We start from the raw sequence: 13495 nt of genomic DNA, 5'->3' as shown, positions 1-13495 counted from the left end.
CGATGACCGGCAACTCGCTCGACCGCTGGTTCGAATCCCCCGCGCTGCGCCGGCTGGCCGCGGCCCTCGTGGTCATCAACGGCTTCTTCCCGGCTCTGTGGGTGCTGCTGACCTCGCTCAAGTCCGAGGCCGAGCTGGTGCAGCAACCCATCAGCTACCTGCCGCAGAACCCCTCGCTGGCGAACTACGCGCGCGCCTTTGCCGACCAGCCGCTGCTCAGCTACCTGGGCAACAGCTTCATCGTGGCGGGCCTGGCCACGCTGGGTTCGCTGCTGGTGGCCACCGGCGCGGCCTACGCCATCGCCCGCCTGAACCTGCGCCACCGCCAGCTGGTGCTCACGGCCATCGTGGCCAGCAGCATGTTCCCGCTCGTCACCCTGCTGGTGCCGATCTTCGAGACCATGCGCGTGCTCGGCCTCTTGAACACCTACACCGCCCTGGTGCTGCCCTATGTGGTGCTGAACCTGCCGGTGTGCACGCTGGTGCTGGTGAGCTTCTTCCAGAGCATTCCGCGCGACCTGGAGAACGCCGCGCTGATCGACGGCTGCACCCGCATCGGGGCGCTGGTGAAGGTGGTGCTGCCGCTGGCCGCACCGGGGCTGTTCACGGCCGGCATCCTGGCCTTCGTGAACGCCTGGGACGAGTTTTTGCTCGCGCTGTCGCTCAACGCCAGCGCGGGCATGCGCACGGTGCCGGTGGGCATCACGCTGTACCAGGGGGAGTTCGCCTTCCCCTGGCCCATCATCTCGGCGGCCTTGGTGGTCGCCATCGTGCCGGTGGCCGTGCTGATCGCGCTGTTCCAGGAACGCGTGGTCGGCGGGCTCACCCAAGGAGGTTTGAAAGGATGAGTCAGCAACTGATTCGCTACGGCATCGTGGGCTGCGGCAGCATGGGCCGCGAGCACATCGAGAACATCCGCGCGCTGGGCAACGCCCGCGTCACCGCGCTGGCCGACCCGCATGCCCCCAGCCTGCAGGCCGCGCTGGCCCAGCTGGATGCGCCCGTGCCCACCTTCTCGAACGCCCAGGCCCTGGTGCAGGCCGACCTGTGCGACGCGGTGGTCATCGCCACGCCGAACTTCACCCACATCGACATGATGCGCGCCGTGCTGGCACAGCCAGACCTGCACATCCTGATCGAGAAGCCCCTCGTCACCCGCGTGGAAGACGGCCTGGAGATGCTGCGCCTGGCACAGGGGCGCAAAGGCATCGTCTGGGTGGCGCAGGAATACCGCTACATGCCGCCGGTGGCCGAGATGATCCGCATGACCCATGCGGGCGAGGTGGGCACGGTGCACCAGGTGGCGATCCGCGAGCACCGCGAACCCTTCTACCCCAAGGTGGGCGACTGGAACCGCTTCACCGCCAACACCGGCGGCACCCTGGTGGAGAAGTGCTGCCACTACTTCAACCTGATGGACCTGATCCTGAAGGAGCAGCCGCTGCGCGTGTTCGCCTCCGGCGCCCAGCGCGTGAACCACCTGGACGAAGACTACGGCGGCCGCCGCCCGGACATCCTGGACAGCGCCTATGTCGTCGTCGAGTACCCGAGCGGGGCGCGCGCGCTGCTGGACCTGTGCATGTTTGCCGAGGGCTCGATGGACAACGAGCACATCGTGGTGGTGGGCGACGAGGGCAAGCTCGAATCCCTGCTGCCCTCGCTGCAGCTGCGCCACAGCCGGCGCGCCGACTGGGGCCGCCGCGCCGCCTGGGGCCAGCCCTCGGGCACCGGCCGCGGCGTTTCGGTGCGGCGTGTGTGGGACACCAACATCCGCTACCCCGGCCAGCACTTCGGCGCCTCCTTCATCGAGCACCAGCAGTTCGCCCGCGCGGTGCGCGAAGGTCTGCCGCCCGAGATCCCGCTGGAAGAGGGCCTGCGCAGCGTCATCACCGGCCTGGCCGCGCACCGCTCCATCGAAACCGGCCTGCCCGTGCAGCTCAGCGAGCTGCTGCCGCCCGGATGGTGATCACCGAAACCGCCCCGAGCGTGGCGCTGCAATGCGGCGCCCTGCGCGCCGAACTGCGGCCCGACCTGGGCGGCAGCCTGGCCGGCCTGTGGTGGGACGACGAGCCCCTGCTGCGCAGTACGCCCGCCGAGCAGTTGGCGGGGCCGCGCCAGTCGGCCGGCTTCGCCATGCTGCCCTACTCGAACCGCATCGGCCACTGCCAGTTCGAGTGGCAGCGCCAAGGCCACCGCACGCGCCCGAACTTTGGCGACCACCCGCACTCGCTGCACGGCGTGGGCTGGCAGCGCGCCTGGGAAGTCGTCGGCCGCCACCCCCAGCGCGCCGAACTTCGCCTGCGCCACCAGCCCGATGCCGACTGGCCCTTTGCCTTCGAGGCCACGCAGCGCTTCACCCTGCTGGGCGACGCGCTGCGCTGGGACATCAGCCTGCGCAACACCGACACCCGCATGCAGCCCGCCGGCCTGGGCTGGCACCCCTACTTCCTGCACCGCCCCGGCAGCCGCCTGCGCACGCAGGTGGCCGGCCGCTGGGAAGCGGGCGCGGACGCGCTGCCGCGCCAGCGCGTGGCGCAGGGCGCGCTGGACGCCGCCGTGGCCGGCCTGGCGCTGGACCACTGCTTCGATGGCTGGTCCGGCGAGGCCTGGGTGGAGGACGCACGCCACCGCCTGCACCTCACCGCCAGCACCTGGCATCTGGTGGTCTTCACCCCGGCCGGCGCGCCGCATTTCTGCGTCGAGCCGGTGAGCCATGTCAACAACGCCATCCAGGCGCCCGACCCGCTGGCTCAGGGCCTGGTGGCGCTGGCGCCGGGCCAGCGCCTGGAAGGCTGGATGCGCCTGCAGCGCCTGCCCCCCCTCCCATGAGCATCGACGCCCTCATCGCCGCCCTGCCGGTTCCCCCCAATGTGCTGGGCGAATCGCCGCTCTGGCACCCGCAGGAGCAGGTGCTGTACTGGGTGGACATCCCGGGCCGCCACCTGCAGCGCTATGACCCCAGCAGTGGTGCCTACCAAGAATGGGCCTTCGACGCCGACCTGGGCTGCTGCGCCGCCACCACCGCGGGCGACCTGCTGCTGACGCGGCGCGACGGCCTGGTGCGCTTCGACCCCAAGAGCGGCCGCAGCACCCCGCTCGCCCCCGCCCCCTACGACCCGGCCTTCGAGCGCTTCAACGACGGCAAGGTCGACCCGCAGGGGCGCTTCTGGGTCGGCACCATCTACGAGCCACGCGATGCGCCGCGTGCCGCGCTCTACCGCCTGGCGGGCGCCACCCTGCAGCGCCAGGCGGGCGACATCACCGTCAGCAATGGCCTGGCCTGGAGCCCCGACGGCCGGCTGGCCTACTGGGCCGACACCAAGGCCCATGTGGTCTACCGCATGGACTGTGACCCGCAAACCGGCCGCCTGGGCCCGCGCGAGCTCTTCCTGCGCTTCGAGCCCAAGGACGAAGCCGCGCCCGCGCTCTACGGCGGCCGGCCGGACGGCGCCGCCGTGGACGCCGAGGGTTGCTACTGGGTGGCGATGTTCGAGGGCGCGCGCCTGCTGCGCTTCTCACCCGAGGGCGAGTTGCTGCGCACCGTGCCCCTGCCGGTGCGCTGCCCCACCATGCCCTGCTTCGGCGGCGCAGACCTGCGCACGCTCTACCTCACCACCGCGCGCGAAAAGCGCCCGGCCACCGAGCTGGAGGCCATGCCCTGGTCCGGCCGCGTGCTGCAACTGCGCGTGGACGTTCCCGGCCTGCCCGCCACGCTTGCCCAGCTGGACCCCCTGCCATGACCCAAGCCTTCACCCGCTACCCCTCGCTGCAGGGCCGCGTCGTCTTCATCTCCGGCGGCAGCTCCGGCATCGGCGCCGAGCTGGTGCGCGCCTTCGCCGCCCAGGGCGCGCGCGTGGCCTTTTGCGGCCTGCGCGCCGATGGCGGCGACGAGCTGATCGAGCAGCTGCGCGCCGCCGGCCACGAGGCCCCCTTCTTCGCCCCCTGCGACGTGCGCGACGTGGCCGCCTACCAGGCCCTGCTGGGCGAGGTGGCCGCCCAGCTGGGGCCCATCCGCGTGCTCATCAACAACGCCGGCCGCGACGACCGCCATGCGATGGAGGAAGTGACCTCCGAGTACTGGGACGACCGCCTGGCCCTGAACCTCAAGCACTACTTCTTCGCCATTCAGGCCGTGGCGCCCGGCATGGCGGCGGCCGGCGGCGGCTCCATCGTCAACATGGGTTCGGTGTCGTGGATGCGCGGCCGGCCCAATCTGGTGGGCTACACCACGGCCAAGGCCGGCATCCTGGGCCTGACCCGCACCCTGGCGCGCGAGCTGGGCCCGCGCAACATCCGCGTCAACGCCATCGTGCCCGGCGCCATCGTCACCGAGCGCCAGACCACCCTGCACCGCGACCCCGCCGCCGACCAGGCCTTCCTGGACGCGCAGTGCCTGAAGATCCGCCTCGACCCCGGCCATGTGGCGCGCCCCACCCTCTTCCTGGCCGCGGACGACAGCGACGGCATGACCGGCCAGCATGTGCTGGTGGACGCCGGCATCGCGCAGCAATCCGTGATCTCTTGATGCAGCGTCGCGAGCTCCTGGAGCGCCTGCGCCGCGGCACGCGCTACGAACTCATCGTGGTGGGCGGCGGCGCCACCGGCCTGGGCCTGGCGCTGGACGCCGCCCAGCGCGGCCTGCGCACCGCGCTGCTGGAGGCCGAGGACTTCGCCAAGGGCACCTCCTCGCGCAGCACCAAGCTGCTGCACGGCGGCGTGCGCTACCTGGCGCAGGGCCAGATCGGCCTGGTGCGCGAGGCCCTGCACGAGCGCGCCACCGTGCTGGCCAACGCGCCGCACCTGGCCTCGCCGCTGGGCTTTGTCACCCCCGCCCGGCGCCCCTGGCAGGCGCCCTACTACGGCCTGGGCCTGAAGGCCTACGCGCTGCTGGCCGGCCGCCGCAGCTTGGGCCCCACCGAATTCCTGAGCAGCCGCCGCGTGACGGAGCTGCTGCCCGGCGCCGCGCCCGAGGCCCTGTGCGGCGGCGTGCGCTACTGGGACGCCCAGTTCGACGACGCCCGCCTCGCCGTGGCCCTGGCCCGCACCGCGCTGGCGCGCGGGGCCGACCTGCTGAACCACTGCGAAGTGACGGCGCTGCGCCACCAGGGCGGCCGCGTGGCCGGCGTGCAGGCGCGCTGCCGCGAAAGCGGCGAAACCCTGGAGCTGCAGGCCGCCTGCGTCGTCAACGCCACCGGCGTGTGGGTGGACGCGCTGCGCGGGCTGGATGCCGAGGCCGATGCCCAAGCCGCGCCGCCGCCCATGCTGCGCCCCAGCCAGGGCGTGCACCTGGTGGTGGACCGCGCCTTCCTGGCCGGCGATCACGCCCTGCTGGTGCCGCGCACCGACGACGGCCGCGTGCTCTTTGCCGTGCCCTGGCTGGGCAGCACCCTGCTGGGCACCACCGACACCCCGCGCGACGCCCTGCCGCTGGAGCCCGAGGCGCTGCGGGACGAGGTGGCCTTCATCCTGCGCGAGGCCGGCCGCGTGCTGCGCCGCGCGCCCCAGCCGGCCGATGTGCGCAGCCACTGGGTCGGGCTGCGGCCGCTCGTCAAGCCCGAGGGCGAGGACGGCGGCGGCACCGGCGGCATCTCACGCGAGCACACCGTGCGCGTGGCGCGCAGCGGGCTGGTCACCGTCACCGGCGGCAAATGGACCACCTACCGCGCCATGGCCGAGGACGTGCTGGCGCGCTGCGCCGCCGCCGGCCTCTTGCCCGCCACCCCGGCCGGCGGCACCGAGCGCCTGCCCCTGGTGGGCGCCCAGGCCGGCGGGCCGCCCGTCTCCGCCCCGCCCGGTCTGCACGGCTACGGCAGCGAGGCCGCGGTCCTGCAGGCCCTGCCCGGCGCCGATCACTGGCTCTGGCAAGCCGAGACCTCCGGCTGCGGCCTCAGCGAAGCCATGGTGCGCTTTGCCGCCCGGCATGAGATGGCACGCACGGTGGAAGACGTGCTGGCGCGCCGCTGCCGCCTGCTCTTCCTGGATGCCGCCCGCGCCGAAGCCCTGGCCGCGCCGGTGGCCGCCTTGCTGGCGGAGGAACTGGACCGCACGCCCGAACAGCTCGGCCTGGAACCCTTCATTGCCCTGGCGCGCCGCTACCGCCAACTGCCCTGAGTTGAGAGCCTGTGAACAAATCCTGCACACCCGCTCGTGCGCCCCAGACGGCGCCGGCCGTCGTTGCAAATGCTCGCCATAGCCCGAGCTATGGCTGCGCTTTGCGCCTAGTCCAACACCCTCTGGAGCACCCGCTCGGGCGCGCCGGATTCATCCACAGGCTCTGACCATGCAACAACCCGCCTTCGCCCTCTCCGACCCCAGCCTGCTCGTGCGCGACGCGCGCATCGGTGCGCATTGGCGCGCGGGCGAGCGGCGCTTTGACGTGCACGACCCGGCCACCGGCGCCCTGCTGGCCGAGGTGGCCAACCTGGGCGAGGCCGACACGCACGAAGCCATTGCCGCTGCCGCCGCCGCCCTGCCCGCCTGGGCCGCGCTGCCGGCCAAGCAGCGCGCCGCCGCGCTGCAGCGCTGGGCCGCGCTGCTGCACCAGCATGCCGAGGACCTGGCGCGCCTGATGACCGCCGAACAGGGCAAGCCCCTGGCCGAGGCGCGCGGCGAGATTACGTTCGGCGCCAGCTTCATCGAGTGGTTCGCCGAAGAGGCGCGCCGCGTGTACGGCGAGACCATCCCCACCACCGACCCCGACAAGCGCTACCTGGTGCTGCGCCAGCCCATCGGCGTGTGCGCGGCCATCACGCCCTGGAACTTCCCGGTGGCCATGATCACGCGCAAGGTGGCGCCGGCGCTGGCGGCGGGCTGCACCGTCGTCGTCAAGCCCGCCGAGCAGACACCGCTGTGCGCGCTGGCCCTGGCCGAGCTGGCGCGCCGCGCCGGCCTGCCCGACGGCGTGCTGAACGTGGTGACGGGCGACGGCGCGCAGTCCGTCGCCATCGGCCGCGCGCTGTGCGCCAGCGACACCGTGCGCCACCTCTCCTTCACCGGCAGCACCGAGGTCGGGCGCCTCTTGATGGCGCAGTGCGCGCCCAGCATCAAGAAGCTGGCGCTGGAGCTGGGCGGCAATGCGCCCTTCATCGTGTTCGACGACGCCGACGTGGACGCCGCCGTGGAAGGCGCCATGATCAGCAAGTACCGCAACGCCGGCCAGACCTGCGTGTGCGCCAACCGGCTCTATGTGCAGGACGGCGTGTACGAGGCCTTTGTCACCAAGCTGGCCGAGCGCGCCGCCCAGCTGCGCGTGGGCAACGGCTTCGAAGCCGGCGTGCAGCAGGGCCCGCTGATCGACGCCGATGCGCTGGCGAAAGTGGAAGCCCATGTGCAGGACGCCCTGGACCAGGGCGCGCGCCTGCTCACCGGCGGCCACCGCCTGGCCCCGCACAGCTACGCCCCCACCGTGCTGGCCGACGCCCACGCCGGCATGCGCTGCGCGCGCGAAGAAATCTTCGGCCCGGTGGCGCCGGTGTTCCGCTTCCACACCGAGGCCGAGGCGATTGCCCTGGCCAACGCCACCGAGTTCGGCCTGGCCAGCTACTTCTACAGCCGCGACATGGGCCGCATCTTCCGCGTGGGCGAGGCGCTGGAGTACGGCATGGTGGGCGTCAACACCGGCCTCATCTCCACCGCCGAGGTGCCCTTCGGCGGCGTCAAGCACAGCGGCCTGGGCCGCGAGGGCTCGCGCCATGGCATGGACGAGTACCTGGAGATGAAGTACCTGTGCCTGGCCGGCATCGGGGCCGCGCGATGAGCGGCGGCTACCTGCTGGCGCTGGACCAGGGCACCTCCAGCTCGCGCAGCATCGTCTTCAGCCGCGACGGCCGCCTGGTGGCGCAGGCACAGCAGGAATTTACCCAGCACTACCCGCAGCCCGGCTGGGTGGAGCACGACCTTGAAGAGATCTGGCAGACCCAGCTGGCCACCGCCCGCCAGGCCCTGCAGCAGGCCGGCCTGCAGGCGCAGGACATCGCCGCCATCGGCATCACCAACCAGCGCGAGACCACCTGCCTGTGGGACCGCCGCAGCGGCCAGCCCCTGCACCGCGCCTTGGTCTGGCAAGACCGCCGCACCGAGCCCCTGTGCCAGCAGCTGCGCGCGGAAGGCCTGGCCGAGCGCCTGCGCGAGCGCACCGGCCTCGTCATCGACCCCTATTTCAGCGCCACCAAGCTGGCATGGCTGCTGGAGCAGGTGCCCGGCGCCCGCGCCGCCGCCGAGCGCGGCGAGCTCGCCTTCGGCACCGTGGACAGCTGGCTGCTTTGGCGCCTGACCGGCGGCCGGGTGCACGCCACCGACGCCAGCAACGCCGCACGCACCCTGCTGTTCGACATCGAACGCGACGCCTGGGACGACACCCTGCTGGAGCGCCTGCAGCTGCCGACCGCGCTGCTGCCGGCCGTGCACCCCTCGGCTCACCCCTTCGGCCACACCGATGCCGCGCTGTTCGGCGTGCCCATTCCCATCACCGGCATCGCCGGCGACCAGCAGGCTGCGCTGTTCGGCCAGGCCTGCTTCCGCCCCGGCCTGGCCAAGAACACCTATGGCACCGGCTGCTTCCTGCTGCTGGCCACGGGCAGCGAGCGCCGCCACTCGCAGCACGGCCTGCTGGCCACACGCGCCGCACAGGCCGACGCCACGCCGCAGTTCGCGCTGGAGGGCAGCGTGTTCATCGGCGGCGCAGTGGTGCAGTGGCTGCGTGATGGCCTCGGGCTGATTCGCAGCAGCAGCGAGGTGCAGGCCCTGGCCGCGAGCGTGCCCGACAGCGGCGGCGTCTGCTTCGTGCCCGCCTTCGCCGGCCTGGGCGCGCCTTACTGGGACGCCGACGCGCGCGGCGCCATCGTGGGCCTGACGCGCGGCAGCAGCGCCGCCCACATCGCCCGCGCCGCGCTGGAAAGCATTGCGCTGCAGAGCACCGTGCTGCTGCAGGCCATGAATGCCGACGCCCAGCGCAGCGGCACCGCCGCGCTGCAGGAGCTGCGCGTGGATGGCGGCGCCGCGGTGAACGACCTGCTGATGCAGTTCCAGGCCGACCTGCTCGGCATCCCCGTGCTGCGCCCGCAGGTGGTGGAGACCACCGCCTTCGGCGCCGCCGGCCTGGCCGGCCTGGGCGCCGACCTGTACAGCGGGCTGGACGAGCTGGCCAGCCTGTGGCGCGTCGACCGCCGCTTCGAGCCGCAGGGTTCGCGCGCCCAGGCCGCCGAGCACCTGGCGCGCTGGGAGCAGGCGGTGCGCCAAGCGCGCACGCGCTGATTCCTTCACCCCATGACCCTGGCAGACCACGCGCTGTTTCTGGCCTTCGTGGCCCTGGCCAGCGTGATCCAGAACCTCACCGGCTTTGCCTTCGGCCTGGTGCTGCTGGGCCTGGTGGCCGTCAGCCAGGTGGCGCCGCTGGCCGCACTCACGCATGCGGTGAGCGTGCTGGTGCTGGTGAACGCCGCCGGCCTGTTCTGGCGCGCGCGCCCGCAGTTCCCGCCCGGGGTGATGGGCCCCACATTGGCCGGCAGCCTGCTGGGCGTGCTGCTGGGCGCGGGCTTGCTGGTGCTCTTGAGCCAGCGCTGGCTGCCGCTGCTGCAGGCCCTGCTGGCGCTCACCATCCTGCTGGCCGCCCTGCAGCTGCTGCGCCAGCAGCGCCCGCAGCCGCAGGTTGCCACGGCAGCCTCCTTCGCCGGCTTTGGTCTGCTGGGCGGGCTGCTGGGCGGGCTGTTTTCCACCGCCGGGCCGCCGCTCGTCTACCACTTCTACCGCCAGCCGCTGGCGCTGGCACGCATCCGCGACGCGCTCGTCACCGTGTTTGCCGTCAACGCCCTGCTGCGCCTGGGCCTGCTGGGCGGCGCCGGCCAGTTGGATGCCACGGTGCTGCAGCTCAGCGCCGAGGCCTTCCCGGTGGTCTGGGGCCTCAGCCGCTGGATGGCCGGCCGCCCAGCCCCGCTGCCGGAGCCGACGCTGCGCCGCCTGGTTTGCGCCCTGCTGGTGTTGACCGCTGCGGGCCTGGCGTTGCGAGCGGCGGCGGGCTGGACTTAGCTTCCTCGGGCTGCCACCACCAATCGGCATGGGCCAGCGGCAGCTCGGTGGGCAGCAGCGGGTTGTGCAGGCGGATCACGCGGCGGTTGGCAATGTCGGCCGCGCGGATCGCCGCGCCGTAATGGCTGTCGAACAAGGCCTTCAGGCTGCCGTCGCGCAGCGACTGGTTCAGGCCGTCCGTCAGGGCCTGGGCCAGCGCGGCGTTGTCCTTGCGCACGAAGAAGTACAGCGCCGCCGGGTAGTGCAGCAGCAGGTACCGGTCCAGCTTGAGCTGCTGCGGCTCCAGCTGGCGCAGCTCCTCGCGGTACTCGCCCAGCGAGCGCGGCAGGTAGTCAAAACGGCCCAGCGCCAGCATGCTGAACAGCGCCGGGTAGCTGTTCACGGCGCTCACCTCCAGCCCATTGGCCTGCAGGATCTTCAGGTCCGGCCAGTCATGCCCCTGGCCGGCCTTCAGCGCGCGCAAATCCTCCAGCTCGCGCACGGCCGCTAGGCGCTCGGCATCGCCCGCGCGCAGCAGCGCCACGCGCCAGCCGATCAGTCCGCGGTCGATCGGCAGGCGGATCGGCCGCAGCAGGTTCTCGCGCTCGGCATTGCTCTGCGCCCAGATCACGTCGAGCCCGCCATCCGGCCGCAGCAGCTCCAGCACCGCCCGGCCCTTCACCATCGGCTGCGGGCTCGGCCGGGCCTCCCAGGACTGGCCACTCTTGCGCAGCGCCAGCTCCAGCACCTGCACCGGGTAGTCACCACGCGCATCGGCCTTCATCTCCGGCGCCGGGTAGCGCACCGTGGTCTGCGCCGCACTGCCCCCGGCCACCAGGGCGAGCAGCAGCCCCGCCAGCCAGCCACGGCCACGCGCGGGCCTGGGCGCTGGAAAACCGGTCGCTGGCAGAGCGGGGATCGGCATGGGGTGTTGAGGGCCGGAGGCGGCGGGGGAGCGGCCATTCTCAGCCGGCAAGGGCGCCAGCGGCGCACGGTCTGGGGGCGAGGCCGGCATCACCCAGTCCAGCGACGGGGCTCGCGAGGGAAGACTTCGACCCGCATCGGCCCGGGATGGCACGGAGCGGCCCCGCCGGAGGCTTGCAGGTCAGCGATCGACGCAAGAAGCCTGCCGCAGACCCGGCCCCTGGGCAGAAGGGGGCGGCCGCGGGGGCATGTCAGCCGAGCGGGCCGTGAGCGCGCACCTACTGAACGCGGCTGAATTGATGGGTCCGCATCACGGGACGGCCATCCTCACCAAAGTTGGCGGCGGTCTCCGTCATCGACTTTCGATCGGCGGCGACCGTGTAGATGCGCGTCGAGCCCGGCACGCCCGCCCTCGAAAGCTGCATCACCAGCACGCCTGGGGCCGGCATGGAAACGGCGGCCGTGTCGGCCTCGAGATTGCCCTTGACGACCACCGGCGTGCCATTGAGCTCAGCGACGCTCTCGGCATAGAGGACCGCACCGTTCGGGTCAACCACCTCCACCCGCGTGAAAAGCCGCCCGCCCTCCGCCTCTGCAAACGTGACGGAGACGCTTTTGGGCCGCACCTCCGCAGGAATTGGCAGACGAGACACATCGACCGCCCATTTGCCGATCAAGCCTGAATGTCCGATCGGCTCGGAATAGGCGGGTCCCGCCAGGGCGAGAGAGATCGCGACCAGGGTTGAAGAGAGCCATTTCATGGGGGTCCGCCTGATGGATTTGAGATATCGAGGGGTTAAACGCAGGCGGCCGAAGTTGAAGTGCGGCTTGCCTCTAATGAATTAGCGATTAACGTTCGCGTAAGCGAACTGGCCGGCGAAGCTTGCGCAAGTCCGCTGTTATGAAAAGTTGATCCACCCGTTCAGCATATGGATCCACAGCGCCAGCATTGTGCTGAGCCTTCGGGATAGAAAACAGCTTGGCAGTTTGGGCACGGCTGCCCTTCCCCGGATGGCTCATATGGCTCAAAACCCATTCGAAGGTGATGAATGGACATCGCTTCTTCCCAAGTGGCCGCATCGAATTCCCAGAGCAGCACCGCATCAGTTTGAAGCAACCCCTTTTGCCGATGCTCCGCCTCTGCTTCCGCGCTGAGCAGACAGCTTTAGGTCGACGAGTGCATAAAGCCTCGGTATCGGGTCATCATGATGCTCAACGTTGAAGCGGAGCCGCAGTCCGAGGCTTGCCCATGCGAGTCGGCTCGAGCGACCGGTTAGCCATCTCCCTCTTCGCAGGAGCCTGTGGATACCAACTCAATCTCGTACTCCTCGCGCTCAAGTGAATCGGAGGGCTCCCACATATTGCTTGCAAGCTCAAAGATCTGCGCTGGAACAACCATGGAGAAGGTCGAGCCCTTCTCTGAATTCCGCCGCTGAACCCGAGCCCAACGCTCCTCTCTTGGTGCATCAAGTTCGTACATCAGTAGACCAAAGCCACTGCCCATCACCTTCCTGCAGAAATCCATTCTCGGTTGACGCTGAATGAGCCCAAGTTCCAGGATCACATCGGAGCCAGAGGTAAGAATTGCTTGGCTATGAATCCAGATGAGGTCGAGAAGACGGTCTTTCCTCGACACGTACCAAGGAATGAAATCGCCTGTAGGTCGATCTGGACTAAACAGTTTCGCAAACCATGCGTCAAGGGCGATGTGCACGCCGCCAGTACGACTGGCAAGCGAGGCAGAGAACGTTGACTTGCCCGCACCCACAGGGCCTTCAATTATTCGAACAATGGGCATCACGGTAGGTTGTTTGGTGCTTGCAATCAGTGGGGAAGCCCTTGTATGCGTCAGCCAAGACGACGGCCGCGCTTCTTGCGGCCGTTCGGCTTGAGCGCCGGGTTGGGCCTACACACGGAAATGCTGCCTGTTGGCGCGGGACCATTCAGAAAGCCGCTTCTCCAACTCGCCGTGCATGTCGAGAAAGTGACGAAACAATTCATCTGCTTCTTCCTCAGCCTCGCGATTCGCGTCCAATATCCTTTGGCGTTGGAATTCATCCGTCGGCACGGTTTCGCCAAATACTATAGAAACGTATTTTATTAGCGTCTCAGCGAGAGCATCAGCTCGGATTTCCCGAAGCCCCGAAATGACCACCTCGTAGAGCTCACCCTGCTCATGCTCAAAGAAGTGCCCGACCCCTTCACAGAGTGCGTCTCTCCCAAACATGTCGACCGACAAAAATGCCCGCTCGTGATGCGTTAGTAACGAGAGCCTTTGAGCCAATGCGCCAGTCTCCGGCACCCGTGACCAAATTGCCGCGTTGAGCGCGCTGCAGAACGCAGTTGCGTCGGCAATCTCAAATGGAGCGGAAGGCATTTGATTTCTTGGCATTGCTTGCGGCCCAACGAATGAAAGGGACTTCCCCGTCCCGAGCGGCCCGCAATAAGCGGGAAACGGCAACGAGTGCCACGATGGGGTTGCGAAATCTCATCAACTGACTCGAAAGGGGAAGTCCATGGCCATTGTGTGCGTCGGCATCGACCTGGCGAAGAACGTGTTTGCCCTGCA

The 13495-nt window shown here is 70.1% G+C and carries 13 protein-coding genes; 9 read left to right on the top strand and 4 right to left on the bottom strand.

Annotated elements, in window-relative coordinates; all coding sequences use genetic code 11:
- Nucleotides 1–2 precede the first annotated feature (2 nt).
- The 9 genes from I7X39_RS19640 (at nucleotide 3) to I7X39_RS19600 (ending at nucleotide 10023) form a co-directional block, all read left to right on the top strand.
- Nucleotides 3–848, top strand: a complete 846-nt coding sequence (locus I7X39_RS19640) for a carbohydrate ABC transporter permease (RefSeq protein WP_198112882.1) — start codon at nucleotides 3–5, stop codon at nucleotides 846–848.
- Complete coding sequence (locus tag I7X39_RS19635) at nucleotides 845–1966, top strand: Gfo/Idh/MocA family protein (RefSeq protein ID WP_198112881.1); 1122 nt, start codon at nucleotides 845–847, stop codon at nucleotides 1964–1966. The genes I7X39_RS19640 and I7X39_RS19635 overlap by 4 nt, the downstream gene beginning before the upstream one ends.
- Complete coding sequence (locus tag I7X39_RS19630) at nucleotides 1960–2829, top strand: aldose 1-epimerase (RefSeq protein ID WP_198112880.1); 870 nt, start codon at nucleotides 1960–1962, stop codon at nucleotides 2827–2829. Before I7X39_RS19635 ends, I7X39_RS19630 begins: the two co-directional genes overlap by 7 nt.
- Nucleotides 2826–3740, top strand: coding sequence for an SMP-30/gluconolactonase/LRE family protein (locus I7X39_RS19625; protein ID WP_198112879.1), 915 nt, complete (start codon nucleotides 2826–2828; stop codon nucleotides 3738–3740). Before I7X39_RS19630 ends, I7X39_RS19625 begins: the two co-directional genes overlap by 4 nt.
- Entirely contained in the window at nucleotides 3737–4525 is a 789-nt protein-coding gene (locus I7X39_RS19620; RefSeq protein WP_198112878.1) for an SDR family NAD(P)-dependent oxidoreductase, read from the top strand. Before I7X39_RS19625 ends, I7X39_RS19620 begins: the two co-directional genes overlap by 4 nt.
- Complete coding sequence (locus I7X39_RS19615; protein WP_198112877.1) at nucleotides 4525–6111, top strand: glycerol-3-phosphate dehydrogenase/oxidase; 1587 nt, start codon at nucleotides 4525–4527, stop codon at nucleotides 6109–6111. Before I7X39_RS19620 ends, I7X39_RS19615 begins: the two co-directional genes overlap by 1 nt.
- Nucleotides 6112–6280: 169 nt before the next feature.
- A complete protein-coding gene (locus I7X39_RS19610; protein ID WP_198112876.1) occupies nucleotides 6281–7756 on the top strand; it encodes an NAD-dependent succinate-semialdehyde dehydrogenase in 1476 nt (491 codons plus the stop codon).
- Complete coding sequence (gene glpK / locus I7X39_RS19605; RefSeq protein WP_198112875.1) at nucleotides 7753–9252, top strand: glycerol kinase GlpK; 1500 nt, start codon at nucleotides 7753–7755, stop codon at nucleotides 9250–9252. Before I7X39_RS19610 ends, glpK begins: the two co-directional genes overlap by 4 nt.
- Before the next feature lie 12 nt (nucleotides 9253–9264).
- Entirely contained in the window at nucleotides 9265–10023 is a 759-nt protein-coding gene (locus I7X39_RS19600) for a TSUP family transporter (protein ID WP_198112874.1), read from the top strand.
- Nucleotides 10024–11204: 1181 nt separating this feature from the next.
- Here I7X39_RS19600 and I7X39_RS19595 read toward each other — a convergent pair.
- The 4 genes from I7X39_RS19595 to I7X39_RS23355 all read right to left on the bottom strand — a co-directional run.
- Nucleotides 11205–11687, bottom strand: a complete 483-nt coding sequence (locus I7X39_RS19595) for a hypothetical protein (protein ID WP_198112873.1) — start codon at nucleotides 11685–11687, stop codon at nucleotides 11205–11207.
- A 512-nt stretch (nucleotides 11688–12199) separates the two neighbouring features.
- Nucleotides 12200–12724 carry a P-loop nucleotide/nucleoside kinase family protein gene (locus I7X39_RS19590; RefSeq protein ID WP_198112872.1) on the bottom strand — a complete coding sequence of 175 codons (525 nt, stop codon included), beginning with the start codon at nucleotides 12722–12724 and terminating at the stop codon, nucleotides 12200–12202.
- A 108-nt stretch (nucleotides 12725–12832) separates the two neighbouring features.
- Nucleotides 12833–13303, bottom strand: a complete 471-nt coding sequence (locus tag I7X39_RS19585) for a DMP19 family protein (protein ID WP_198112871.1) — start codon at nucleotides 13301–13303, stop codon at nucleotides 12833–12835.
- A partial coding sequence (locus I7X39_RS23355; protein WP_232352076.1) for a hypothetical protein occupies nucleotides 13284–13495 on the bottom strand: 212 nt, incomplete at its 5' end. The genes I7X39_RS19585 and I7X39_RS23355, both read right to left, overlap by 20 nt.

This window comes from Inhella proteolytica, from assembly GCF_016093275.1.
GTDB lineage: Bacteria > Pseudomonadota > Gammaproteobacteria > Burkholderiales > Burkholderiaceae_C > Inhella > Inhella proteolytica.
The sequence above is the reverse complement of the archived record's forward strand: the minus strand, read 5'-3'. Positions and strand labels throughout refer to the sequence as shown.

Coding starts and splice junctions, on each gene's coding strand:
- I7X39_RS19640 (WP_198112882.1), top strand. CDS start 3: ATGACCGGCAACTCGCTCGACCGCTGGTTCGAATCCCCCGCGCTGCGC.
- I7X39_RS19635 (WP_198112881.1), top strand. CDS start 845: ATGAGTCAGCAACTGATTCGCTACGGCATCGTGGGCTGCGGCAGCATG.
- I7X39_RS19630 (WP_198112880.1), top strand. CDS start 1,960: ATGGTGATCACCGAAACCGCCCCGAGCGTGGCGCTGCAATGCGGCGCC.
- I7X39_RS19625 (WP_198112879.1), top strand. CDS start 2,826: ATGAGCATCGACGCCCTCATCGCCGCCCTGCCGGTTCCCCCCAATGTG.
- I7X39_RS19620 (WP_198112878.1), top strand. CDS start 3,737: ATGACCCAAGCCTTCACCCGCTACCCCTCGCTGCAGGGCCGCGTCGTC.
- I7X39_RS19615 (WP_198112877.1), top strand. CDS start 4,525: ATGCAGCGTCGCGAGCTCCTGGAGCGCCTGCGCCGCGGCACGCGCTAC.
- I7X39_RS19610 (WP_198112876.1), top strand. CDS start 6,281: ATGCAACAACCCGCCTTCGCCCTCTCCGACCCCAGCCTGCTCGTGCGC.
- glpK (WP_198112875.1), top strand. CDS start 7,753: ATGAGCGGCGGCTACCTGCTGGCGCTGGACCAGGGCACCTCCAGCTCG.
- I7X39_RS19600 (WP_198112874.1), top strand. CDS start 9,265: ATGACCCTGGCAGACCACGCGCTGTTTCTGGCCTTCGTGGCCCTGGCC.
- I7X39_RS19595 (WP_198112873.1), bottom strand. CDS start 11,687: ATGAAATGGCTCTCTTCAACCCTGGTCGCGATCTCTCTCGCCCTGGCG.
- I7X39_RS19590 (WP_198112872.1), bottom strand. CDS start 12,724: ATGCCCATTGTTCGAATAATTGAAGGCCCTGTGGGTGCGGGCAAGTCA.
- I7X39_RS19585 (WP_198112871.1), bottom strand. CDS start 13,303: ATGCCTTCCGCTCCATTTGAGATTGCCGACGCAACTGCGTTCTGCAGC.